The 22,192-nt window shown below is 68.2% G+C and carries 24 protein-coding genes; 19 read left to right on the top strand and 5 right to left on the bottom strand.

Features of this window, described 5'->3' with window-relative positions; genetic code table 11:
- Positions 1-5: 5 nt before the first annotated feature.
- Together J7E45_RS06860 and J7E45_RS06855 are read right to left on the bottom strand one after the other, a co-directional pair.
- The gene (locus tag J7E45_RS06860) at positions 6-497 is read right to left on the bottom strand and encodes an inorganic diphosphatase (protein WP_046014122.1); all 492 of its coding nucleotides are present in this window, start codon (positions 495-497) and stop codon (positions 6-8) included.
- Positions 498-537: 40 nt separating this feature from the next.
- On the bottom strand, positions 538-1,185 hold the full coding sequence (locus J7E45_RS06855; protein ID WP_215068066.1) for a TMEM175 family protein: 648 nt from the start codon (positions 1,183-1,185) through the stop codon (positions 538-540).
- Positions 1,186-1,249: 64 nt separating this feature from the next.
- Here J7E45_RS06855 and tilS point away from each other — a divergent pair, with 64 nt between their 5' ends.
- Entirely contained in the window at positions 1,250-2,251 is a 1,002-nt protein-coding gene (gene tilS / locus J7E45_RS06850; protein ID WP_215068064.1) for a tRNA lysidine(34) synthetase TilS, read from the top strand.
- 51 nt (positions 2,252-2,302) lie between these two features.
- On the opposite strand, the gene J7E45_RS06845 is transcribed toward tilS, so the two are convergent.
- Positions 2,303-2,905, bottom strand: a complete 603-nt coding sequence (locus J7E45_RS06845; protein ID WP_029262850.1) for a DUF937 domain-containing protein — start codon at positions 2,903-2,905, stop codon at positions 2,303-2,305.
- A gap of 139 nt (positions 2,906-3,044) precedes the next feature.
- Between J7E45_RS06845 and J7E45_RS06840 the strand changes: the two genes are divergently transcribed.
- The 15 genes from J7E45_RS06840 (at position 3,045) to J7E45_RS06770 (ending at position 15,679) form a co-directional block, all read left to right on the top strand.
- Positions 3,045-3,314, top strand: coding sequence for a hypothetical protein (locus J7E45_RS06840; RefSeq protein ID WP_029262849.1), 270 nt, complete (start codon positions 3,045-3,047; stop codon positions 3,312-3,314).
- A gap of 251 nt (positions 3,315-3,565) precedes the next feature.
- On the top strand, positions 3,566-5,206 hold the full coding sequence (locus J7E45_RS06835; RefSeq protein ID WP_308162070.1) for an alpha/beta hydrolase: 1,641 nt from the start codon (positions 3,566-3,568) through the stop codon (positions 5,204-5,206).
- Between the two features lie 62 nt (positions 5,207-5,268).
- The gene (locus J7E45_RS06830) at positions 5,269-5,712 is read left to right on the top strand and encodes a hypothetical protein (protein WP_136025628.1); all 444 of its coding nucleotides are present in this window, start codon (positions 5,269-5,271) and stop codon (positions 5,710-5,712) included.
- A gap of 26 nt (positions 5,713-5,738) precedes the next feature.
- Entirely contained in the window at positions 5,739-6,242 is a 504-nt protein-coding gene (locus tag J7E45_RS06825) for a hypothetical protein (RefSeq protein ID WP_251053493.1), read from the top strand.
- A gap of 148 nt (positions 6,243-6,390) precedes the next feature.
- Positions 6,391-6,843 (top strand): hypothetical protein, encoded by a 453-nt coding sequence (locus J7E45_RS06820; protein ID WP_215068060.1) that lies wholly within the window; start codon positions 6,391-6,393, stop codon positions 6,841-6,843.
- Between the two features lie 55 nt (positions 6,844-6,898).
- A complete protein-coding gene (gene hpt / locus J7E45_RS06815; RefSeq protein ID WP_029262844.1) occupies positions 6,899-7,450 on the top strand; it encodes a hypoxanthine phosphoribosyltransferase in 552 nt (183 codons plus the stop codon).
- 71 nt (positions 7,451-7,521) lie between these two features.
- Positions 7,522-9,522 (top strand): ATP-dependent zinc metalloprotease FtsH, encoded by a 2,001-nt coding sequence (gene ftsH / locus J7E45_RS06810; protein ID WP_215068058.1) that lies wholly within the window; start codon positions 7,522-7,524, stop codon positions 9,520-9,522.
- 1 nt (position 9,523) lies between these two features.
- Positions 9,524-10,129 carry a GTP cyclohydrolase I gene (folE, locus tag J7E45_RS06805; RefSeq protein WP_167635441.1) on the top strand — a complete coding sequence of 202 codons (606 nt, stop codon included), beginning with the start codon at positions 9,524-9,526 and terminating at the stop codon, positions 10,127-10,129.
- A complete protein-coding gene (gene folP, locus J7E45_RS06800) occupies positions 10,129-10,938 on the top strand; it encodes a dihydropteroate synthase (protein ID WP_167635440.1) in 810 nt (269 codons plus the stop codon). The genes folE and folP overlap by 1 nt, the downstream gene beginning before the upstream one ends.
- Positions 10,939-10,981: 43 nt before the next feature.
- Complete coding sequence (folB, locus tag J7E45_RS06795) at positions 10,982-11,377, top strand: dihydroneopterin aldolase (RefSeq protein ID WP_091035749.1); 396 nt, start codon at positions 10,982-10,984, stop codon at positions 11,375-11,377.
- The gene (folK, locus tag J7E45_RS06790) at positions 11,374-11,913 is read left to right on the top strand and encodes a 2-amino-4-hydroxy-6-hydroxymethyldihydropteridine diphosphokinase (RefSeq protein ID WP_215068056.1); all 540 of its coding nucleotides are present in this window, start codon (positions 11,374-11,376) and stop codon (positions 11,911-11,913) included. Before folB ends, folK begins: the two co-directional genes overlap by 4 nt.
- Positions 11,910-12,392, top strand: a complete 483-nt coding sequence (locus J7E45_RS06785; RefSeq protein ID WP_029262838.1) for a DUF3180 domain-containing protein — start codon at positions 11,910-11,912, stop codon at positions 12,390-12,392. The genes folK and J7E45_RS06785 overlap by 4 nt, the downstream gene beginning before the upstream one ends.
- A complete protein-coding gene (locus J7E45_RS06780) occupies positions 12,343-12,924 on the top strand; it encodes a PH domain-containing protein (protein WP_215068054.1) in 582 nt (193 codons plus the stop codon). The genes J7E45_RS06785 and J7E45_RS06780 overlap by 50 nt, the downstream gene beginning before the upstream one ends.
- A complete protein-coding gene (locus J7E45_RS06775; protein ID WP_215068052.1) occupies positions 12,921-14,984 on the top strand; it encodes a PH domain-containing protein in 2,064 nt (687 codons plus the stop codon). Before J7E45_RS06780 ends, J7E45_RS06775 begins: the two co-directional genes overlap by 4 nt.
- 2 nt (positions 14,985-14,986) lie before the next feature.
- Positions 14,987-15,679, top strand: a complete 693-nt coding sequence (locus tag J7E45_RS06770; protein WP_029263726.1) for a DUF2520 domain-containing protein — start codon at positions 14,987-14,989, stop codon at positions 15,677-15,679.
- Positions 15,680-15,692: 13 nt separating this feature from the next.
- Here J7E45_RS06770 and J7E45_RS06765 read toward each other — a convergent pair whose 3' ends face one another.
- Entirely contained in the window at positions 15,693-17,570 is a 1,878-nt protein-coding gene (locus tag J7E45_RS06765; RefSeq protein ID WP_215068050.1) for a DUF2207 domain-containing protein, read from the bottom strand.
- A gap of 79 nt (positions 17,571-17,649) precedes the next feature.
- Here J7E45_RS06765 and lysS point away from each other — a divergent pair, with 79 nt between their 5' ends.
- Positions 17,650-19,182, top strand: coding sequence for a lysine--tRNA ligase (gene lysS / locus J7E45_RS06760; protein ID WP_215068048.1), 1,533 nt, complete (start codon positions 17,650-17,652; stop codon positions 19,180-19,182).
- A 16-nt stretch (positions 19,183-19,198) separates the two neighbouring features.
- Here lysS and J7E45_RS06755 read toward each other — a convergent pair whose 3' ends face one another.
- Entirely contained in the window at positions 19,199-20,323 is a 1,125-nt protein-coding gene (locus tag J7E45_RS06755; RefSeq protein ID WP_215068045.1) for a DUF4192 family protein, read from the bottom strand.
- A gap of 112 nt (positions 20,324-20,435) precedes the next feature.
- Between J7E45_RS06755 and J7E45_RS06750 the strand changes: the two genes are divergently transcribed.
- Positions 20,436-20,609: a hypothetical protein gene (locus J7E45_RS06750; RefSeq protein ID WP_167381640.1), complete on the top strand. Its 174-nt coding sequence runs from the start codon at positions 20,436-20,438 to the stop codon at positions 20,607-20,609.
- Between the two features lie 86 nt (positions 20,610-20,695).
- The gene (gene cls / locus J7E45_RS06745) at positions 20,696-22,156 is read left to right on the top strand and encodes a cardiolipin synthase (protein WP_167634059.1); all 1,461 of its coding nucleotides are present in this window, start codon (positions 20,696-20,698) and stop codon (positions 22,154-22,156) included.
- Positions 22,157-22,192: the final 36 nt, after the last annotated feature.

Below are 22,192 nucleotides of genomic sequence, written 5' to 3'. Positions count from 1 at the left end.
GCGAGTCAGTGACCCTGCTCGCCGAAACGGACGATCGCCTCGTCGAGGATGCGCTGCGCCTCGGCGGCGTTCCCCCACTCGTCGACCTTGACCCACTTGTTGGGCTCGAGGTCCTTGTAGTGCTCGAAGAAGTGTGAGATCTCCTTCTTCGTGTAGTCGGCGATGTCGTCGATGTCCTGGATGTGTGCCCAGCGCGGGTCCTTCGACAGGACGGCGACGAGCTTGTCGTCCCCGCCGGCCTCATCGCTCATCTTCAGCACGGCGACGGGACGGACCTCGACGACGACGCCCGGGTAGATGGCGTGGTCGAGGAGCACGAGCACGTCGAGCGGGTCGCCGTCCTCGCCGAGCGTGTTGTCGAAGTAGCCGTAGTCGGCCGGGTAGCCGAAGGTCGTGTAGAGGACGCGGTCGAGGTGCACTCGTCCGGTCTCGTGGTCGACCTCGTACTTCACGCGGCTGCCGCGCGGGATCTCGATGACGGCGTCGTGTGCGCCCATGCGTGTGCTCCTCAGGAAAAGTTCGGTTGGATGCCGCGGACTAGCCTACCTGCGGCTCGCGCCGGCGCTTTCGGAGGAGACGATTCAGCAGACGGCTCATCGGGTCGCTCAGGAGCAGCAGGAACAGCCCCGTGTATCCGTTCGGCGAAGCCGCGACGGCGATCGCGAGTGCGGCGGTGAACAGGACGATCGAGGCGACATCGCCGATGGCCCCCAGGCGGATGGTCTCGGTCGACACGGTTCCGAGGTCGCGATGGCGCGCCAGGTAGAGCCATCCGGCGAGGGTGGTCACCTGCGTCATGATCAGCGTGCCGATGTACACCACGGCCTGCAGCGGGTCGGTGTCCATCTGCCCGATCATCGCGGTCGGAACCGGGAGCCACACGATCGTCGCCATCCATGCGACGTTGATCCACAGCAGGGGCCCGGTCACGAACTCCACGTCCCGGTACTGGCGATGGTGTCCCATCCAGAACGTCGCGATCAGGAGGAAGCTCAGCCCGAAGCTCAGCAGCTGACCCGAGTGCTCGTCGAAGAACTCGGCCGTGCTCTTATGGTCGGATGCGGCCTCGGACACCGACTCCATCAGGGGAAGGATGAGCAGCGTCATGGCGATCGCCACCACGGCATCGGCGAAGGCCTTGAACCGTTCGGACCGGAACGGCTGCGTGCGGGGGTGATCGTTCACGGCGTCAGGATAGTCCCGTGGTCGTGCCGCCCGCAGGAGTGTGACCGTGCCCTACCGTGGAACCGTGCCATCACTCTCTCCCGTCATCGCCGAGATCCGCCTGGCCGTGCGCACCGCGCTCGTCGACCTTCCCGAAGGGTCGACCGTGATCGTCGCGCTCTCGGGCGGCGCCGACTCGCTCGCGCTCACTGCCGCGACCGTCTTCGAGGCTCGCAGCCGGGGGATCGAAGTGCTCAGCCTGACCGTCGACCACGACCTGCAGGAGGGATCGTCCCTCATCGCCAGCACGGCGGCGGTCGCGGCGGAGGGAATCGGAGTCGACGACGCGCTGCAGACCCGCGTCGAGGTCGACAGCTCGTCCGGCTCAGGGGTCGAGGCCGCCGCTCGCGATGCCCGCTACGCGGCACTCGGCGGAATCGCACGTGCGGAAGGCGCGGCCGCCGTGCTGCTCGGCCACACTCTCGACGATCAGGCGGAGACCGTGCTCCTGGGGCTCGCGCGGGGCTCGGGCGCCACCAGCCTGCAGGGCATGGCGCCCTCGCGGGAAGACGACGACGGGCTCCGCTGGGTCCGTCCGCTACTCGGCGTGCGGCGGGAGACGACGCGGGCGTTCTGCGTGGCATCCGATCTCGAGGTCTGGGACGACCCCCACAACTTCGACGACCGTTACGCGCGGGTGCGGGTGCGGGAGCGCGTGCTGCCGGTGCTCGAGGCCGAACTCGGTCCGGGCATCGCCGAGGCCCTCGTCCGCACCGCGGAGCAGCTGCGGGAGGACGCCGAGGCCTTCGACGAGATGATCCACGAGACGATCGAGGACATCGTCGAGCATGCGGAGGCGGGGATCTCAGTGAGCGTCGCGGCGCTCGCGGCCAACCCCGCGGCACTGCGCAACCGCATCATCCGCCTCGTCGTCGACAGCGAGTTCGGGGTGAGCCTCACGAGGACGCAGACCATCGAGGTCGCGCGGCTCGTCACCGATTGGCGCGGTCAGGGGCCGATCGACCTGCCCGGGTGCGCGGCTGTGCGCCAGGGCGGCCGCATCGTGTTCACTGCATCCGGTCGCTGAGGACCCTCCGCCGAAGCGCCTTCGCCTCGCGACCGGAAGTGCGGGGTGTGACTACTTCTTGCCGCCGAAGAGGCCGCCGAGGATGCCGCCGAGGTCGATGCCGCCGCCGGAGCCGCCGCTCTTGCCACCGCCGAGCAGTCCGCCGATCACGTCGCCGATTCCGCCTCCGCCTGCCGAGCCGCCGCTGTTGCCACCGCCGAGGATCCCGCCGATGACGTCGCCGATGCCGCCCGAGCTCTCGGCTCCGGCATCCGCCTTCGCAGTCTTGTCCTTCGTCGCGTTCGCGATGAGGCCCATCACGATGGGGGCGAGGATCGGGAGGAGCTTGCCGAAGTCGATGCCGGGAGTCGCCTTCGACTCGGTGAGCTCCTTCGTGACCTCCGTCTTCTTGGAGCCGAGGATGTGCGCGACGATCTTGTCGCCGTCGGCCTGATCGATGTCGTCGACCTTCGAAGCGCCGGCCGTGCCCTCGTGCTTCTTCAGCGCGTTCTGGATGGCCGCGGAGCCCTCGTCGGTCTCTGCGTTCTTCGCGAGCCCGCCCAGCAGCACGGCGCCGCCCTGCTCGACAGCGACCTTCGCCTCGTCTCGCGAGACACCCAGTTTCTCGGCGATGTCGTCGATCGGAACCTGCTTGAGGATGTCGTCAAGAGCCATGGTGAATCCTTCCGTCCGGGGCGTCCGCCCACATCACCGCTCACAGTAGTGCGGATGCGGTGGGCATGGGGAGATCTGCCCATCGGCAGCGTCGGACGCGTGACGTAGGGTAGACGCGTCCGGGGGGAAAGGGGCATCGGTGACCGATCTCGATGTTCAGAAAGAAGCGCTCGATGCAGCGCAGGCACGGCTCACTGCGGGGGCCGCGCCGATCATCACGTCGTGCCTGTCGTTCGGAGGCACCGGGTCGTCTTCGGTCGAAGGTGCGCTGGGCGAGGCCGAGTCGCTGGTGACGCAGATCCTGTCGGCCCTCGCGCAGACGGCGACCAACTCTGCGACTGATGCGGCATCCGTTGCATCGACCTTCACCGCCAACGACGAGGCGCTCGCGCAGCAGGCGGCGCAATGAGTCTGCCAGGCCTGATCGACGATCCGGCTCGCGGAGATGCGGGCGCCGTGAGCGGGTACGCGACCACGTTCTCCACGCGGGCGGCGTCGTCGCGAGAGCGCAAGGGTGATGCGGATGCGGCGCTGGCGAGCATCACGTCGATGACGGCGTCCGCGGCGGATGCACTCGGTGCGCGAGTCGTGCTCCTGTCGCAGCGCATGGGCGAGGCGGCTGAGGGACTGGACGGCATCTCGACCGCGGTGTCGGCGTATGTGACCGACCTGGAGGGGCTGAAGAGCGAGGCTGCCCGTCGGCTGCGGGCCGCGCAGAATGCGTACGACCACATCTTCGTGCGTCGGGCCGAGGCGTTGAGCGCGGCGAGCGAGTTCGTCACGGGCTGGGCGCTGCCGTGGGACGCGGTGCTGCCGTCGTGGATGTACGTCGACGACCCGAGCTACCTGCGTCGCTGGCAGGATGCGATCGACGACTATTACACGGCGCGGGCGTCGTACAGCGCGCTGGCGGAGGAGCGCACTGCGATCGACCAGCGTGCCGTGAACGCGATCGCCGCCGTACCGCTCATCTCCGCCGTCACGCAGGGCGGGAAGGTCGGCGGTGCGGGGTTCGCGGCAGCCAGTCTCGCGTGGGCGGGGAACGTCAATGCGATCACGGCCGAGTCCCTGGCCGGTCTCGGGGATCCGGACATCATCCGTGAGACGTGGAACTCGATGGATGAGACGGCGACGGCTGCTCTACTCGCCGCGTCGCCGATGATCATCGGCAACCTCAACGGCATTCCGATCCGCGACCGCGTCACGGCAAACCACACCAACATGCGCACCGAGATCGCGCGGCGGGAAGCGGAGATCGCCCGACTCCAGGAGAAGCTCGACGGGATGACTGCGCGGAACCACTGGAGCGCCCAGCGGCGGAAGAGCCTGAGCGACGAGATCGCCGAGCTGCGGGAGCCGATCGGTGCGTGGAAGGATCTGCTCGATGAGCAGCCAGTCTGGTACGACGAGTCCGGCCGCGAACACAAGCACAGTGGAGCTCAGGTCGTCGTCTTCAATGCTGATGCGAATGCCATTGCGACCTATCACGGAGCAATCGACCCCGTCACCGGCGACATCCCGGTCTGGGTGCAGAACGTGGCGGTCTCCGTGCCGGGAACGACGACCACAATCAGTGAATTCGGTCACGGAACCGGAGCAAGTCTCTATTCCGCGGCTATCGATGCGAACGGCCCGGGGAGCGCAGTGTTCCAATGGGCTGGCGGTAGCTTTCCGCAGCTGGAAGTCCCCGGCCCCACGGATGCTTCGTACTCCCATGATCTCGCTCCGAAGCTGGTCGATTTCGTCGCGGGCATCGAACGCCCGGACGAGTCCACTCTCACCGTTATGGGACACAGTTACGGCGGCGCGACCGTGGGGTTGGCGGAGCAGGCCGGTTTGAAGGCAGACCGTATTCTCTACGTCTCTGCGGCCGGCATGGGGGCTGGGGTGGCCGGCGTCGAAGATTTCCCGTACACATCCGGCGTTCCGCACTACTCGATGATGGCTAGGAACGACGCCGTGGTGGGGATGATTCAGGGTGATCACGACGATTGGTATGCGATCCACGGCCAGTCCCCGTTGTTGGCCGACGACGTTACGCGTCTGGAGACTGGATGGATCGACCATGCAGATCCCGATAGCGCCGACCTCGAGGACTACGGCTTCCCGAATGGGATTGAGAGTCACGGCTCCGTGCTCAATCCGCGGTCGACCGCGTTCCACAACATCGTCGAGGTCATCACCGGTGGCGAGGCGATCAGTTGGGCTCCGAATGAGTACGTCACGGGTGGATACTCCAGCATTGCGATCGATGGGATCGATGCTTCGGACTATGAGCCGCACTATGTGAGGATCGACTGATGCGGAGATGGTGGGGAATCGTTGCACTGCTCGCGTCGGTGGGCTTGATCGGAGGGTGTGCCGTGTCGGCTGACAGTCGGTTGGATGAGTTTCGAGCCGAAGGCGAGGCGATCTCGCAGCAGGTCGTGGAGTCCATTCCCGCAGCAGTGATTGCGGATGAAGCCCCGGATAGTGCCTCCGCCGGGCGGCTGGCGCAGAGCATGGGAGACACCCCTCAAACGCCCGCCTGGTGGGAAGTGAAGACCTCGGTGGTCATGCTCGACGAGCCTGCGGCGTCCGAGACCGCGGCCACCGCGATCGAAACCGCGCTCGTTGACGATGGATGGAAGAAGGCTGAAGAGTCGGGGTCCCCGGATCCGGTCTACAAGACAGATGAGTACCGACGGGACGGATGGTATGTGCGTGTCGCATGGGTACGCTCTACTCCGAAAACGATCGAGAGCTTGAGGGTCCTCGTGGTGAGCCCTGACACGATCCGTGGCGATCACGACGAGATCCATTCCTGAGCCGAATGGTGCGAAGACTGACGGGAATGATGATCGCGCTCGTCTGCGTGCTGATTCTGGGAGGATGCGCGGTGCCACCGACACCGGAGAGTCGACTCGACGAGTACAAGGCGGAGAGTGAGACGCTCGCGATGAGTGTCGTCGAGCTCATCCCCGTTGACCTGGAGCTGGCGCTCGATACTGAGCTGGAGTCGCGGGGGCAGGCGCCGCAGAACGGTGTCACCGCCGAGAAACGTCCGGGCGATCCCGCCTGGTGGCAGGCTCAGGCCTACGTCAGCCTTGTGGAGCGGGAGGATGCAGCGGCTGAGGCGATTGCCGCCGTCACGGAGGCCATGAAGTCGGATGGTTGGACGGTGGAGCGCGTCCGCGAGACAGGCGAAGGCCGCACGATCACGGACGGCTTCCGACGGGACGATTGGTACGTGGAGATCGCGTGGGTGAAGTCTGAACCAGGCAAGGTCGAACGGTTCGACATCTCGGTTGTCAGCCCCACGACTGTGCGTGGAGACCATGAGGGCATCTCGTCTTGACCGAGGCAGAGCAGGGAGCCAGCGCGTCCTCGTGGCGATCCCGGAGAAGGTGCGCGTCGACAGCGACGATCTGTCGGCCTGACGCATGAGACGTCTTTGGGGTGCGCTGGCGGTGCTTGCTGCGGCATGCATTGTAGGAGGGTGTGCGATGACGACCGAGAGTCGACTCGATGAGTATCAGGTGCAGGCGGAAGCGCTGGCGGAGGAGATCGTGGGGATGATCCCAGCGGACCTCGCGCCGACGACGACGCCCGATGTGGAGTCCCGAGGACGGACGCTCCAGAACCCGGTCTCCGTCGAACCCTCGGCGGACGACTCCGTCTGGTGGCAGGTCGACACCTACGTCGAGCCGGTCCAGCGTGACGGGGCCTCTGATGACGCTGCCAAGGCGATCGCCACCCAGCTGCTCGCAGACGGGTGGGAGCACACTGATGCACGTGAGACCTCGGAAGGGCGGCGTACCGCAGACGCCTACGGCAAAGACGACTGGTATGTCGAGGTGACCTGGGTCCGCTCCGAGGAAGGCAAGTACGAGACCATCGAGATCGGCGTGCTCAGCCCGAAGACCACCCGCGGCGATCACGACGAGATCCATTCCTGATCGCAACGGAGAACCCTGAACCGGAGCACCCGGTTCCGTCACCTAAAATCGATCCATGCGCGCCGCGGAGATCCAGGACGACCTTGCTCAGATCCTCGTCACAGAGGAGGAGATCCTCGCCAAGCTCGATGAGCTGGCGACGCAGGTCGCCCAGGACTACGAGGGCAAGGACCTGGTCCTCGTCGGCGTGCTCAAGGGGGCCGTCATGGTCATGGCCGACTTCGCCCGCGCTCTGCCGTTCCACGCCCCGATGGACTGGATGGCGGTCTCGAGCTACGGTGCCAGCACCAAGTCGAGCGGTGTCGTGCAGATCCGCAAAGACCTCGACACCGACCTCAACGGCAAGCACGTCCTGATCGTCGAAGACATCATCGACTCGGGTCTGACCCTCAGCTGGCTGCTCGAGAACTTCGGATCCCGCGGCGCCGAGTCGATCGAGGTGCTCGCCCTGCTGCGCAAGCCCGAGGCCGCGAAGGTCCACATCGACTGCAAGTACGTCGGCTTCGACATCCCCACCGACTTCGTCGTCGGATACGGCCTCGACTACGACGAGCGCTACCGCAACCTGCGCGACGTCGCGGTGCTCGCCCCGCACGTCTACTCCTGACGCGCGGCACGCTACGCCGTGGGTGAACGCACAGCGACCCCCTAGGGCGCGCGCGATACGCTGATCCGATCATGGATGTGAAGAAGCTCACCCGGAATCCGCTGATCTACGTCGCGCTGATCGGCCTGCTGCTGTTCGGCGGCTTCCTGCTGATCTCGAATCTGGGTGCGCCCAAGCAGATCACGACGCAGGAGGGGCTCAAGCTCCTCTCCGGCACCACGGTCACCGAGGTCGTCAACACCGACGGCGACCAGCGCGTCGACATGACCCTCTCCAAGGCGTTCGAGGGCTCCGAGAACGTGCAGTTCTACTACGTCGACGCCCGCGCCGACGAGGTGGTCACCGCGATCAACGAAGCCGCTCCGAAGGACGGCTTCAACGACGCTGTGCCGCGTGCGACCTGGTTCGACGGCTTCCTCTCGCTCCTCCTCCCGCTCGTGCTGCTGGGCCTCCTGTTCTGGTGGCTGCTGTCGTCGATGCAGGGCGGCGGCGGCAAGGTCATGCAGTTCGGCAAGTCCAAGGCCAAGCTCGTCAACAAGGAGACGCCGACCGTCACCTTCGCCGACGTCGCCGGTGCGGACGAGGCCATCGAAGAGCTCCACGAGATCAAGGAGTTCCTGCAGGATCCCGCGAAGTTCCAGGCCATCGGCGCCCGCATCCCGAAGGGCGTGCTCCTGTACGGCCCTCCCGGAACCGGCAAGACGCTCCTCGCCCGCGCCGTCGCCGGCGAGGCAGGCGCCCCGTTCTACTCGATCTCCGGATCGGACTTCGTCGAGATGTTCGTCGGTGTCGGTGCCTCCCGTGTGCGCGACCTCTTCGGCCAGGCGAAGGAGAACGCCCCCGCCATCATCTTCATCGACGAGATCGACGCCGTCGGCCGCCACCGCGGTGCCGGCATGGGCGGCGGAAACGACGAGCGCGAGCAGACCCTCAACCAGATGCTGGTCGAGATGGACGGCTTCGACCCGAACGCGAACGTCATCGTGATCGCCGCGACCAACCGCCCCGACATCCTCGACCCGGCACTGCTGCGCCCCGGCCGCTTCGACCGCCAGATCGGCGTCGACGCCCCCGACCTCAAGGGTCGCCAGCGGATCCTCGAGGTGCACAGCAAGGGCAAGCCGCTCTCGAAGAACGTCGACCTCGAAGTCGTCGCCCGCAAGACCCCAGGGTTCACCGGTGCAGACCTGGCCAACGTCCTCAATGAAGCCGCGCTGCTCACCGCCCGCTCGAACGCGCAGCTGGTCGACAACCGCGCCCTCGACGAGGCCATCGACCGCGTGATCGCCGGACCGCAGCGCCGCACCCGTGTGATGCGCGACAAGGAGAAGCTGATCACCGCATACCACGAGGGTGGACACGCCCTCGCGGCGGCGGCGATGAACTACACCGACCCGGTCACCAAGATCACGATCCTGCCCCGCGGCAAGGCCCTCGGATACACGATGGTGCTGCCGCTGGACGACAAGTACTCGATCACCCGCAACGAGCTCCAGGACCAGCTGACCTACGCCATGGGCGGTCGCGTCGCGGAGGAGATCATCTTCCACGACCCCACCACCGGTGCATCGAACGACATCGAGAAGGCGACCTCGATCGCCCGCAAGATGGTGCTCGAGTACGGCATGACCACACAGGTGGGTCCGGTCAAGCTCGGCAGCGAGGGCGGCGAACCCTTTGCCGGTCGTGACATGGGCCGCGGTCGTGAGTACTCCGAGCGGGTCGCCGAGCGGGTGGATGCAGAAGTGCGCGCGCTCATCGAGCAGGCGCACAACGAGGCCTACGAGGTCATCAGCGCGAACCGCGACATCCTGGACAAGCTCGCCTTGGCGCTCCTCGAGGAGGAGACCCTCGACCACAACCAGATCGCCGAGATCTTCACCGAGGTGAAGAAGCTTCCGGAGCGTCCGCTGTGGCTGTCGAGTGAAGACCGTCCGGTGTCGGAGCGGCCCCCGATCGAGGTGCCCAAGAAGGACGTCTCGCTCGCGGCATCCGTCGAGGCACCCACCACCGCACGCCGTGCGCAGCAGGGTTCGGCGGGAGCCGGGAACCCGCGACCCGCGACGGCGTGACGTGACCGTCGACAGGCACCGTGTCGAGCGACTCACCCGTGAGCTGCTCGAGGCCATCGGCGAAGATCCTGATCGACCGGGGCTGAAGCAGACACCGTCACGTATGGCCGAGCTGTACTCCGAGTTCTTCGCGGGAGTCGGAGTGGATGCCGCCGAGCCGCTGGCACGCACCATCAGCGTCTCGCGCGGACCCGCACCGGACACCCTGCCGTCCGGGGCCGTGTTGCTGCGCGACATCCGCTTCCGCTCCGTCTGCGAGCACCACCTGCTGCCCTTCGCCGGGCACGCCCACATCGCCTATCTCCCGGGCGAGCAGGTCGTCGGCCTCGGGGCGCTCGTGCGCGTGGTCGAGATCCTCGCCGCGCGTCCACAGGTGCAGGAGCGTCTCGGCGAGCAGATCGCCGACACGATCGCGGAGCACCTCGACACCCGGGGAGTCCTCGTCGTGCTCGATGCCTCCCACGGCTGCGTCACGATGCGCGGCGGACGGCAGAGCGAGGCGTCCACCCTCACGATCGCGGCCCGCGGGGAGTACACGGATGCCGTCGCCAGGGCCGAGTTGATCACGCTGATCGGCGCATCGGCGGGTTCCGGAGCAGCGCGCTGATGACGACGATCTGGGGCATCGTCAACGTGACCCCCGACTCGTTCAGCGACGGCGGTCGCTACCTCGATGTCGATCGGGCGGTCGCCCACGGTCTGCGACTGCGCGCCGAAGGCGCAGCGGTGCTCGACGTCGGCGGCGAGTCGACCAGGCCCGGCGCCGAACGCGTCGGCACCGACATCGAGCAGCAGCGAGTGATCCCGGTGATCGAACAGCTGGCGGCGGCGGGCGTGCCCGTCAGCATCGACACACTCAATGCGGCCACCGCGGCGGCGGCAGTGCGGGCAGGCGCGCGCATCGTGAACGACGTCTCCGGAGGGCTCGCGGACCCCGAGATGCGGGCAGCCGTCGCGGAATCCGGGGCCGACTACGCGATCGGCCACTGGCGTGGATTCTCCTCCGACATGTATGCGAACGCCGAGTACCGTCGCGTCGCGCGCGAGGTGGCGGGAGAGCTGCAGGAGCGCATGGGCGAGGCCGCGGCATCCGGAATCGCGCCGTCTCGGCTGATCCTCGACCCGGGTATCGGGTTCGCGAAAGCCGGCGCGCAGAACTGGGACGTGCTGCGCGGACTCGACGAGATCATCGCTCTGGGGCCTCGCGTGCTCATCGGCACCTCGCGCAAACGCTTCCTGGCGGAGGCGCTGCGTCGGGAGGCCGGGGCGGAAGACGAGGTCTCCGAATCCCGCCGCGATCTCGCGACGGCCGTCACGAGTGCTCTGGCTGCCCGCGCCGGGGTGTGGGCCGTGCGCGTGCACGATGTGGCCGGCACCCGCGATGCACTCGCGATCGCCCACGCCTGGGCAGGCTGAACTCCCACCCGGCCGAGGGGGTGGGCCCCCGTACGCTAGAGGTATGGATTTCCTCGATGAGATCGTTCTCTCCGGTCTGACCGTCTTCGGACACCACGGCGTCTACCCGCACGAGCGTGAAGACGGCCAGGAGTTCACCGTCGACCTACGCCTGCGGTTGTCGCTCGAGCAGGCCGCGGCCTCCGACGAGGTGGCCGACACCGTGCACTACGGGGACCTCGCCGAGAAAGTGGCGGCGGTCGTCGCGGGCGAACCGGTGAACCTGATCGAGACGCTCGCGGAGCGCATCGCCTCGGTGGCCCTCGAAGACGAGCGAGTGCAGAACGTGACGGTGACCGTGCACAAGCCGCACGCTCCGATCGCACTGAACTTCGCCGACGTGGCGGTCACCGTGAACCGCAGCCGCCCGCCGCAGGCGCTCGAGGACATCACGATATGAGCCGGGACCTCGCGAGGGCGCCCGAGCGGCCCGACCCCCGCCCTGCCCGCCCGGAGACCGTGGCGGTCGTCGCTCTCGGCGCGAATCTCGGAGATCGGCACGAGACGATCCGTGGGGCGGCCCAGCGGATCGCGCGGCTGCCGCTCGTGAGCGACGTGCGGCTCTCCGACCTGTTCGAGACCGTCGCACTCCGCCTCGACGGACCGGATCCCGAGGCACCGGGGTACGTGAACGCGGTCGCGCTGGTCACCACGCGTCTCGCCCCGGAGATCCTGCTCGGGATGCTGCACGCCATCGAGGACGAGAACGGTCGGGAGCGCCGCGAGCGGTGGGGTGACCGCACGCTCGACCTCGACCTCATCGCCTACGGTGACGTCGTCTCGGACGAGCCGCGTCTGCAGCTGCCGCACCCGCGCGCCGCGGAACGGCTGTTCGTGCTCGACCCCTGGCTCGACGTGGACCCGGATGCGGTGCTTCTCGGACGAGGACGCGTGGCCGACCTCGCGGCCGAGCTGCACGGTCGGGGTGAAGGATGAGGCGCACGTCTGCGGGGCTCCTGCTCCTCCTCGCGCTGCTCGCGGCCGGCGGCGGGTTCCTGCTCGATCATCTGCTCACGGCGTCCGGCCGCGTCACTTTCACGCCGTCGCTGCTGCTCCCGGTGCTGCTCCTGCTGATCGCCGCGGCCTCGTTGGGCGTCGCCTGGCCGGTGCGTCGCAGCGTGCGCTCGGGTGTGCGCATAGACCCGTTCCGCGCGCTGAGAGCGGCGACGCTCGCCCGTGCCTCCAGCCTGCTCGGCGCCATCATGGCGGGCTTCGGAGCGGGGCTGCTGGTCTTCCTCCTCTCACGGCCGGTCGATCCACAGGTAGGGTCGACTGTGGCCATGCTGGCCCTCATCGGCAGTGCGATCGTCCTCACGATCGCCGCGCTCGTCGCCGAACAGTTCTGCACCCTGCCGAAGGATCCTGATGACTCAGAACCCAGAGACCGCGCCCCTGAACCCGGCGGAGGGCACTGACCTCGCCGCCCTCGACCAGGGCACGTACTCCGAGCTGCGGACGGCTCGGAACGAGGCCCGCCTGGAGCTCGACGGCGCGTGGCACCAGATCTCGCCGCGCTACGTGGTCTCGCAGATCGTGCAGAACGTGATCTTCCTCGTGATCGTCGCCGCCGCGGCGCTCGTGCTCAGCCTCGTGCTGCACCAGCAGTGGGTGTGGATCCCCGCCGGCATCGTCCTCCTCATCACGGTGATCGCGCTCATCATCCTTCCGCGCCAGGCGAAGGCGATCGGGTACATGCTGCGCGCCGACGACATCGTCTTCCGCAAGGGCATCCTCTGGCAGCGCATGATCGCTGTGCCCTACGGCCGCATGCAGCTGGTGGACATCACCCAGGGCCCGCTCGACCGCGGCTTCGGCATCGCGCAGCTCAAGATGGTGACGGCCGCCGCGACGACCGGCGTGCAGATCCCCGGTCTCACTCAGGAGGCTGCGGAGGCGCTGCGCGACACCCTCGTCCACGTCGCCGAGACCCGCCGGACCGGCCTGTGAGCGAGCCGCAGCTCCCTCCGTCCCCGAGCGCGGCGGCGGCCGTCGGCGACTCGTCGACCACCCTCGCCAACGGCGAGTGGCACCGCATGCATCCGCTCACGCCGCTCTTCAAGGGCGGGCTGGTGCTGATCATCGTCGCCGGCATCGTGATCACGAACATGCGCGATCGTCTCATCACGTGGGCCGTCGCACTCTTCGCGCCGGAGGAGGCGCACGTCGGCGACTACTCCGGCGGCGATCCCGTCGACTGGGTGCTCTCCAACAACCTGATCCTCGTCGCGCTGCTCAGCGTGCTCGGGCTCGTCATCGTTCTCGTGCTGATCTTCTGGTTCGTCTGGCGCTTCCATCAGTTCCGGATCACCGGCGACCACGTCGAGGTGCGCAAGGGGTTCATCTTCCGCTCGCACCGACGGGCTCCGCTCGATCGCGTGCAGGGTGTCAACCTGACCCGTCCCTTCCCGGCGCGCATCATCGGACTCGCGAAGCTGGAGGTCGTGGGCGCCGGAAACGATGCGAACGTCGAGCTCGAGTATCTCGCGACATCGCGCGCCGAGTCCGTGAGGTCGGACATCCTGCGCCTGGCATCGGGTGCCAGGGCGGCCCGCAACGCGGCGCTGAACCCGGGTTCCGCCCCGGCCCCGGCTGCGACCGCGCCGGGATCCGTGCGCGCGCAGCTGGTCGGATCGGTGAATTCCGGAGTCAACGACCTCCTCGCGGGTGTCGACCTCGCCGACGTCGTCCCCGAGAGTGTCGTCAAGATCCCGACCGGACGCCTCGTCGGATCGCAGTTGATCTCGGGCCTGCTGTGGGTGGTGTTCTTCGGCGCGATCTTCGCGATCGCGTTCGGCAGCGCGCTGATCGGCCTGCTGATCGATGGCGACACCGACGGCGGCGTCGTGCTGCTCGGCCTGGGCTTCGGCATGGGAGTACCGCTGGTGATCGCCGTGGTCGGTATCACCTGGGCGCAGATCTCGAAGTCGTTGCGCTACTCGATCGCCCCCACCCCCGACGGCGTGCGCATCACGTACGGGCTCCTCACGACCGTGACCGAGACGCTCCCGCCGGGGCGCATCTTCGCCGTCGAGGTGACGCAGTCGCTGCTGTGGCGCCCGTTCGGCTGGTGGACGATCAAGATCAACCGGATGAGCGGCAAGAGCGCCGCTCAGCAGTCCTCCGGCAGTGGACAGCAGTTCAACGTGGTGCTGCCGGTCGGCAAGCGCGCCGACGTCGAGCGCGTGCTCGCGCTGGTGCTGCCCGATGTTCCCGCCGAGAGCATCCACTCCCTCTGGGAGCAGGGTGTCGTCGGCCCGATCGAAGGCGACACGTACCGCACGATGCCGCGGCGCGCGTGGTGGCGGCGTCCGTTCTCGTGGAAGCGCCACGGTTACCTCGTCGAGGAGTTCGGCCTGCTGCTGCGTCGGGGCATCGTCTGGCGCAAGCTCGCCGTGTTCCCGCTCGCGCGCCTGCAGGGCGTCTCGCTCAGTCAGGGGCCGATCGACCGGTCGCAGCGGGTCTCGGGCGCACAGGTGCATTCGGTTCCGGGACCCATCACCGGCTACCTCTCCGGCCTCGAGCGCGCGGATGCCCTGGCGCTGCTCGACGACGTCAGCCGGGCGGCCGCCGAGGCCGCATCGCGCGACACGACCCACCGCTGGAGCGAGCATGCGGCCGCCGCATCCGAGGCGCAGCCCGTGGGGCCGCCCGCGTACGCAGGTCCGCCGTCCGTGACTCCGCCGCCGCCATTCGTGCCGAACCTCGCGCCCCCGGCGCCGGGGGCGCGACCGGCACCGTTCGCCCCGCCGGCATCGTACGCGCCGCCGGCATTCACGCCGCCTGCTGCGGCGCCGCCTGCTGCGGCGCCGCCCGCCCCGGCAGTTCCTGCTGCCGCGCCGCCGGCGCCGCCTTCGCCTGCGATTCCTGCGGCTGCACCGCCTGCGCAGCCGGCCGCACCTGCGGTACCGCCTGCACCTCCCGCTGCGCCGGCCGCGCCTCCCGCCGAACCGCAGTTGCGGCGGCGGAGGACGCCGCCGCCCGCACCGTCGGATCAGCCGGAGGAGTGACGGTGGCGCGGGACGGGCGTCTCGGCGTCGGCATCATCGGCGCGGGACGTGTCGGTCCGGTGATCGGTGCGGCGCTCGGCGGAGCGGGGCACGCGGTGATCGGGATCACGAGCGGCTCCGATGACGAGCGCGCCTCTGCCGTGCTGCCGGATGTGCCCGTGCTCGACGCGCTGGAGGTCGTGCGTCGAGCCGAGCTCGTGGTCATCGCGGTTCCCTCCGAGCAGCTGCCGTCATTGGTCGCCGGCATAGCCGAGGTCGGGGGCTGGCAGATCGGGCAGCTCGTGCTGCACACCGATCCCGCGTACGGCATCGACGTGCTGCGGCCGGCCGCCGAGCGCGGCGCGATCCCGCTCGCCGTGCACCCCGCCATCACCTTCACCGGGACCTCGATCGACCTGCGTCAACTGCAGGCGGGGTTCGCCGCGGTGACAGCTCCGGCCGCGGTGCTGCCGATCGCCCAGGCGCTCGCGGTGGAGATCGGATGCGAGCCGGTCGTGATCGCGGAGGCAGACCGACCGGCCTACGCGGATGCGATCGCGACGGCCACCGAGTTCTCGCGATCGATCATCGGCCAGTCGACGGCCCGGTTGCGCGAGCTCGGCGTGGAGAACCCGGGCGGCTACCTGTCGGCGCTGGTGCAGTCGACGGTCGAACGTGCGCTGCGCGAAGCATCCGACGCCCCTCCACTGATCTGACGGTGCCGGCGGCTCATCGTCCGCCCGAGAACCCTCCGCCTCCGCCACCACCGGAGAACCCGCCGCCGAACGACCCGCCGGCACTCGACGAGCCGCCGGCTGATGGTGCGGAATACGTCGCTGCCGATTGCGACGACGCCATGAACGACGCCAGCTGCATGCGCAGGGCGAACGAGGTCGGGTCGCCGATCCAGGAAGCGCCGTGCTGCTCCTGCGCGTATGCACGCTCGAGCACGTCGCCCCACTCGTCCTCCATGCCGAAGAGGATCGCGTAAGGGAGAAGCCGCTCGTACACGTGGATGACATCGGCCGTGCCGTCTTGACGGCGCTCGGCGCCTCTGTAGGACTGCAGCATCTGCAGACGGTCGGCGTCCGCGACCCGGATGAACTCCTTCACCCCTTGCAGGTACTCGGAGGTGCGCGCTCCTTCTGCCGTGAGGACCGTGTGCTTCGAGAACGCGTACACGCTCGACAGGAACACGAGGAACGCGACGAACGACATGACGACGAGGGCGGGGATCGCCGAGAGGCGGCCGCTGGTGGCTGCCCAGATTCCCAGGCCCAGTCCGATCAGCGCGACACCGATCGCGCACCACTGCACGATCACGGCGCCACGACTTCGCACCCTCTCGGTGAAGCCACGGGATGTCGCCGCGGTCGTCCCACTCTGCTGCAGCGCGGTCATGCGGGCGGCGAATGCCTCATCGGCGGCGGGCAGATCGACCACCCCGTCGGCGTCGGCGTCGAGGAACAGTGCGTCCAGTGCCTCGGCATCCAGCTCGTCCGGTGCTTCCGCCCCCGGGATGCGGCGCAAGCGTGGCTCTTCGGCCTCCACGCCTTCTTCGATGCGCAGGCTTCCGCGCACGGCGAGGTGCACGATCTCGGCGGGGATCACGTCCTTCGCGCCGGTGATGACCGTCGCCGCGATGAGTGGGGGCAGGGAGTCCGGCACGTCGTACTGCGCCACGACGATGCCGGTGGCCACTCGGCGTCGGCGGCGGAACGCCCAGACGGCGAACCAGCTGCCGACCGTCAGGCCTGCAGCTCCCGCGGCCGCGACGAACGGAGCGACGTCGCCGACCGGGTCGGGTGTGCGCGCGAGGGGCTGTGCGACCGTGCCCGGCTCGAAACCGATGGCCACGGTGACCCCGTCGCCGGCTGGTCGCTCTCCGGATTCGACATGGAACGTCGCTGCATCACCGTCGGTGGTCGGACCCTGCAGATCGCACTCGTCGGTCGCCCCCGTCGCCCCCTCGTAGCAGCGCGTGGATCCCGTGAGCGCGGCCGTCAGCTCGGGATCGAGGATGATGTCGGTGCGGAAGCGCTCGATGGACTGCGTGCTGTCGAGCGGGAGGAGGTTCCAGTAGAACTCGTCCACCGACGGTGTCGACGACCCCGCGGCCGGCTTCGTCGCGATGACCGTGTCGCGCATCTCGTACTCGATCACGTAGGTGGTGAGCCCGTGCACATAGTTGTCGTCGTCGCCGGTGAGAACGTACAGCAGCCCGTCTTCCTCGTCGGTTTCGTACGGCACCTCCTGGCCATCCTCATCGGTCACGGAGAGGACCTGCGTCTCGGTGCTCGCCCCCTCGTAAGACGTCAGCAGGCCGCGGACGATGCCGTGGTTCTGGTCGGTCTCGGGGAAGCGGGCGACCAGCGTCTCGGTCACATGGGTCCGCGCCCTGCCTTCGTCGTCGAGCCCGACCTCGTACACGGCATCCCATGACGCATACGAGAAGTCGTCGACGCCGCCCGGTTCCGTGTCCGCGCGCACCTGCGGTGCGAGTCCGGGTCCGACATCGGCAGCGGCTGCCGCGGTCGGTGCGACGGCGATGGTAGCGAAGGCGACGGCGAGGGCGGCGAACGCGCGGAGGATCCGTGGATGGGCCATTCTTCGAGGCTACCCAGCATGCGCCGTGAGCCGGCACGTCGCCTCGGTAAACTGGGAAGGACTTCCAAGGAGCCCCCACATGACTGACGCGTCTGCCGCGCCCGAATCGGCCTCGACCGACTCTTCTCCCGAAGAGGACGTCCACGAGCAGAAGGCCGTGCGCCTCGCCAAGCGTGAGCGCCTGATCGAGAAGCGTGCGGATGCCGGTGGGGGGGCTTTCCCCGTCGCGGTGCCGGTCACGCACACGATTCCCGCGCTGCGCGCCGAGTACGGCGAGCTCGAGGCGGGCGCCGAGACGGGTGTCATCGTCGGCATCGCGGGCCGCGTCGTCTTCAGCCGCAACACGGGAAAGCTCTGCTTCGCCACCCTGCAGGCCGGTGACGGCTCTCGCATCCAGGCGATGATCTCTCTCGCGAACGTCGGCGAGGAGTCGCTCGCGGACTGGAAGGAATACGTCGACCTGGGCGACCACGTCTTCGTTCACGGTGAAGTCATCTCCAGCCGGCGCGGAGAGCTGTCGGTCATGGCCGATGGCTGGGCGATCGCCTCCAAGGCGATCCTCCCGCTCCCCAACGCGTACTCCGAGCTCAGCGACGAAGGCCGCGTGCGCAGCCGCTACCTCGACCTCATCGTCCGCGAGCAGGCACGAACGACCGTGCGTGCGCGCGCCGCCGTGAACGCGAGCCTGCGCGCGACGTTCACGAGCCACGACTACCTCGAGGTCGAGACCCCGATGCTGCAGGTGCAGCACGGTGGCGCCTCCGCTCGTCCGTTCATCACGCACTCGAATGCGTTCGACACCGAGCTGTACCTGCGCATCGCGCCCGAGCTCTACCTGAAGCGTGCGGTCGTCGGCGGCATCGAGCGCGTGTACGAGATCAACCGGAACTTCCGCAATGAGGGAGCCGACTCCACGCACAGCCCCGAGTTCGCGATGCTCGAGGCCTACCAGGCGTACGGCGACTACAACCAGATGGCCGCGCTCACACAGGAGCTCGTGCAGAAGGCGGCGATCGCGGTCGCCGGCTCCACGACTGTGACCTGGGCCGACGGCACCGACTACGACCTCGGCGGGGAGTGGGACCGCATCTCGATGTACGAGTCGCTCTCTGCCGCATCCGGTCGCACGGTCACACCGCAGGACTCGGTCGAGGACCTCATCGCCTTCGCCGAGGCGAACGACGTCGATCTTCCTCCGCAGGCCACCCACGGCAAGCTCGTCGAAGAGCTGTGGGAGCACTTCGTGAAGGGTGACCTGGTTCGCCCGACCTTCGTCATGGACTTCCCCGTCGACACGTCGCCCCTCGTGCGCGAGCACCGCTCGATCGCCGGCGTCGTGGAGAAGTGGGACCTGTACATCCGGGGCTTCGAGCTGGCGACCGGATACTCCGAGCTCGTCGACCCCGTGATCCAGCGTGAGCGGTTCGAGGAGCAGGCGAAGCTCGCCGCGCGAGGTGACGTGGAGGCGATGCCGGTCGACGAAGAGTTCCTGCGGGCGCTCGAGCACGGCATGCCGCCGTCCGGGGGAATGGGCATGGGGATCGACCGTCTGCTGATGGCGATCACCGGCCTCGGCATCCGCGAGACGATCCTCTTCCCGCTCGTCAAGTAGCCCCTGCAGCCGGCGGTCATGCCGCCGTGCTGCGACGGAACGCCCACTCCGGAAGCATCGCGCCGGCGATCATGGTCTCCAACAGGGCGGCCAGGGAGTACCGCGGGTCGATCTCGCGGACCAGCTCCAGATAGCGGGCGGCGTGGGTGGCTCTTCCCAACGCCCACGACAGCCATGCCGCCGCCGTGAGCGGTGCCGGTCGCGCATCGCGGGGTGCCCGCGCGGCCGCCTCGCGCACGACGGACAGTGCGAGGCGGAGTCGATCGAGGTCCGGGGCGGGGCCCTGGCCCAGGAACAGCCGCCCGAGCTCGTCGGGGACCATCTCACCGGACTTCGCGAAGGCGGTCTGCGCGTCGAGTGCGCGGATGCCTCCCGCGAGGTCGCTCGCCCACTGCGCGATCGCCACGTCTCGGAGCAGCGGACGCTCCAAACACCACAGCAGCGTCGCGGTCGCATAGGGCGGAAGAGCATCGGGGGCTGCGAGCACCGATTCGAAGAACGCAGGCACGTCTTCGAGCATCACGAGCGCAGCGATCAGCTGCGGATTCTCCCGCCCGGTCAACCGTCCCTTCCCCTCTCCCTCCTCGTCGAGCAGCGCCGCGAGTTCGAGTGCCGCTCTGCCCACCCGCTCCTTCTCGGCGATATCGACCGCGGGAAGTCGAGCCCCGGCCGCCTGGTCTTCGCAGATGTCAGGTGCAGCGGTGCCCTCGGACGGGTGGCGGATCTCTGCCAGCGGGTGGAGGTCGGGGTCGCTCTCCGCATAGCTCGACCACCCGGAGGGCGTCACACAGAGCGCATCGACGATGCGCAGCCCCGCATCCTCCGCGCAGCCGAGCAGTTCGTCGACGGCCACGGCATGGGGGAGGACGAGCCCGTCGCGGGTGGCGTGCGAGCATTCGTCCGTGTACACGACGACGGCGACGGCATCCGTCCCCTGAACGCGGGAGACGAGACCGACCGCGGCGTCGGCGTACGTCTCGAGGTCGGTCCGGTCCGAGGGGAGATCGAGTCGCATGGCCCCATCGGTGCGCGTGCCGTGGAAGGGCAGCAGCACGACGCTCCGGCGAGGAGTGAAACCCGCGAGAGTGGGGACGATGCCGAGGAATGCGGCGGAATCGGTGGCGCGAAGCAGTGTTGTCATGCCGAGAGTGTCTCGGAGCGGAGATCCCTCGGGGGCGGGAAAGCCGGATTGTGGACGCGGAAGCTGAACGCGCGGCGGTGTGCACGAGGAGTGGCTCGCGTACCATGGGGTGATGGACAACTTCTGGCTCGCTGCGGCATGGTCGCTTCTGCCGACCATCGGGGTGAGCGTCGTGTTCGTCTTCGTGCTCCGCGGCATCCTCCGCTTCGACCGCACGGAGCGCAAGGTCCACGCGCAGATCGAGGCGGAAGAGCGCGCGGCACGGGGCCTTCCGCCGCGCGTCTGAGTCCCAGCCATCCGCTACTGTGAAGCCAGCGCCCCGGCTTCGGCGCGCTCCCGAGGTGATCGTCACCGCGGTGGGGAAGGTGCACGATGACCGCGGAGACCTGGGGCTGGTGGATCGCCGCCTTCCTGCTGGTGCTCGACATCGCGATCCGTGTCACGGCGATCATCGTCATCCCGCGCAATCGGCGTCCGACCGCTGCGATGGCCTGGCTCCTCGCGGTGTTCTTCATCCCGTTCGTCGGCGTCTTCCTCTTCCTGCTGATCGGAAACCCGCGCCTGCCGCGCGCGCGTCGACGCAAGCAGGACCAGATCAACGAGTACATCGCCGAGACGAGCGAGCACCTGCACTTCGGCACTCTGCGCCCGAACGCCCCCGCGTGGTTCGGGCCGATCGTCCAGATGAATCAGAAGCTCGGAGCGCTGCCGCTCTCGGGTGACAACGGTGCGCACCTGATCTCCGACTACCAGGAGTCGCTCGACGAGATGGCCGAGGCCATCCGCACTGCACAGGACTACGTGCATGTCGAGTTCTACATCCTCCAATCGGACACGGCGACCGACAACTTCTTCCGGGCTCTCGAAGAGGTGTGCGCCCGCGGCATCGAGGTGCGCGTGCTTCTCGATCACTGGGCCAACCAGGGCAAGCCCCGGTACCGGCAGACCATCGCCCGACTCAACGCGATGGGTGCGGACTGGCACCTGATGCTGCCGGTGCAACCGCTCAAGGGCAAGATGCAGCGCCCCGACCTGCGCAACCACCGCAAGCTCCTCGTCGTCGACGGCAACATCGCGTTCCTCGGATCGCAGAACATCACGGATTCGACCTACAACCTGCCGAAGAACATCAAGCGCGGGCTGCACTGGGTCGATCTCATGGTCCGCCTCGACGGCCCGGTGGTGCTGAGCGTGAATGCGATCTTCGTCGCCGACTGGTACAGCGAGACCGACACGGTGCTCGAGGGAATCGACATCGCCCATGCGAACATCGGCTCCGGCGACCTCGACTGTCAGGTCGTGCCGTCCGGCCCCGGGTTCGAGGTCGAGAACAACCTGCGCCTCTTCCTCGGGCTGCTGTACGCCGCCAAGAAGAAGATCATGATCGTCAGCCCCTACTTCGTCCCCGACGAGGCGCTGCTGCTCGCCGTGACCGCGGCCGTCGATCGCGGCGTCCATGTCGAACTCTTCGTCTCGGAAGAGGGCGACCAGGCGATGGTCTACCACGCCCAGCGGAGTTACTACGAGGTGCTGCTCAAGGCCGGCGTCCGCATCTGGATGTACCGCAAGCCGTACATCCTGCACACCAAGACGCTCACGATCGACGACGAGGTCGCCGTCATCGGGTCCAGCAACATGGACATGCGCTCGTTCGGTCTGAACCTCGAGGTCTCGATGCTGGTGCGCGGCGAGGAGTTCGTCACAGAGATGCGCGAGGTCGAGGACAAGTACCGTTCGCTCAGCCGTGAGCTGACGCTCGAGGAGTGGATGCAGCAGCCGCTGCGCTCGACCGTGCTCGACAACCTCGCCCGCCTGACCTCCGCCCTGCAGTAGTCGTCGCGGTCCATCCGGGCTTTCCGGGCGATCTGC

The organism is Microbacterium sp. ISL-59 (assembly GCF_018613945.1).
Classification (GTDB): domain Bacteria; phylum Actinomycetota; class Actinomycetes; order Actinomycetales; family Microbacteriaceae; genus Microbacterium; species Microbacterium oxydans_B.
Note: the sequence above shows the minus strand (reverse complement) of the source record. Positions and strands in the feature narration are given on the sequence as shown.

Coding starts and splice junctions, on each gene's coding strand:
- J7E45_RS06860 (WP_046014122.1), bottom strand. CDS start 497: ATGGGCGCACACGACGCCGTCATCGAGATCCCGCGCGGCAGCCGCGTG.
- J7E45_RS06845 (WP_029262850.1), bottom strand. CDS start 2,905: ATGGCTCTTGACGACATCCTCAAGCAGGTTCCGATCGACGACATCGCC.
- J7E45_RS06825 (WP_251053493.1), top strand. CDS start 5,739: ATGATGATCGCGCTCGTCTGCGTGCTGATTCTGGGAGGATGCGCGGTG.
- J7E45_RS06820 (WP_215068060.1), top strand. CDS start 6,391: ATGACGACCGAGAGTCGACTCGATGAGTATCAGGTGCAGGCGGAAGCG.
- hpt (WP_029262844.1), top strand. CDS start 6,899: ATGCGCGCCGCGGAGATCCAGGACGACCTTGCTCAGATCCTCGTCACA.
- ftsH (WP_215068058.1), top strand. CDS start 7,522: ATGGATGTGAAGAAGCTCACCCGGAATCCGCTGATCTACGTCGCGCTG.
- folP (WP_167635440.1), top strand. CDS start 10,129: ATGACGACGATCTGGGGCATCGTCAACGTGACCCCCGACTCGTTCAGC.
- folB (WP_091035749.1), top strand. CDS start 10,982: ATGGATTTCCTCGATGAGATCGTTCTCTCCGGTCTGACCGTCTTCGGA.
- folK (WP_215068056.1), top strand. CDS start 11,374: ATGAGCCGGGACCTCGCGAGGGCGCCCGAGCGGCCCGACCCCCGCCCT.
- J7E45_RS06785 (WP_029262838.1), top strand. CDS start 11,910: ATGAGGCGCACGTCTGCGGGGCTCCTGCTCCTCCTCGCGCTGCTCGCG.
- J7E45_RS06780 (WP_215068054.1), top strand. CDS start 12,343: ATGACTCAGAACCCAGAGACCGCGCCCCTGAACCCGGCGGAGGGCACT.
- J7E45_RS06765 (WP_215068050.1), bottom strand. CDS start 17,570: ATGGCCCATCCACGGATCCTCCGCGCGTTCGCCGCCCTCGCCGTCGCC.
- lysS (WP_215068048.1), top strand. CDS start 17,650: ATGACTGACGCGTCTGCCGCGCCCGAATCGGCCTCGACCGACTCTTCT.
- J7E45_RS06755 (WP_215068045.1), bottom strand. CDS start 20,323: ATGACAACACTGCTTCGCGCCACCGATTCCGCCGCATTCCTCGGCATC.
- J7E45_RS06750 (WP_167381640.1), top strand. CDS start 20,436: ATGGACAACTTCTGGCTCGCTGCGGCATGGTCGCTTCTGCCGACCATC.
- cls (WP_167634059.1), top strand. CDS start 20,696: ATGACCGCGGAGACCTGGGGCTGGTGGATCGCCGCCTTCCTGCTGGTG.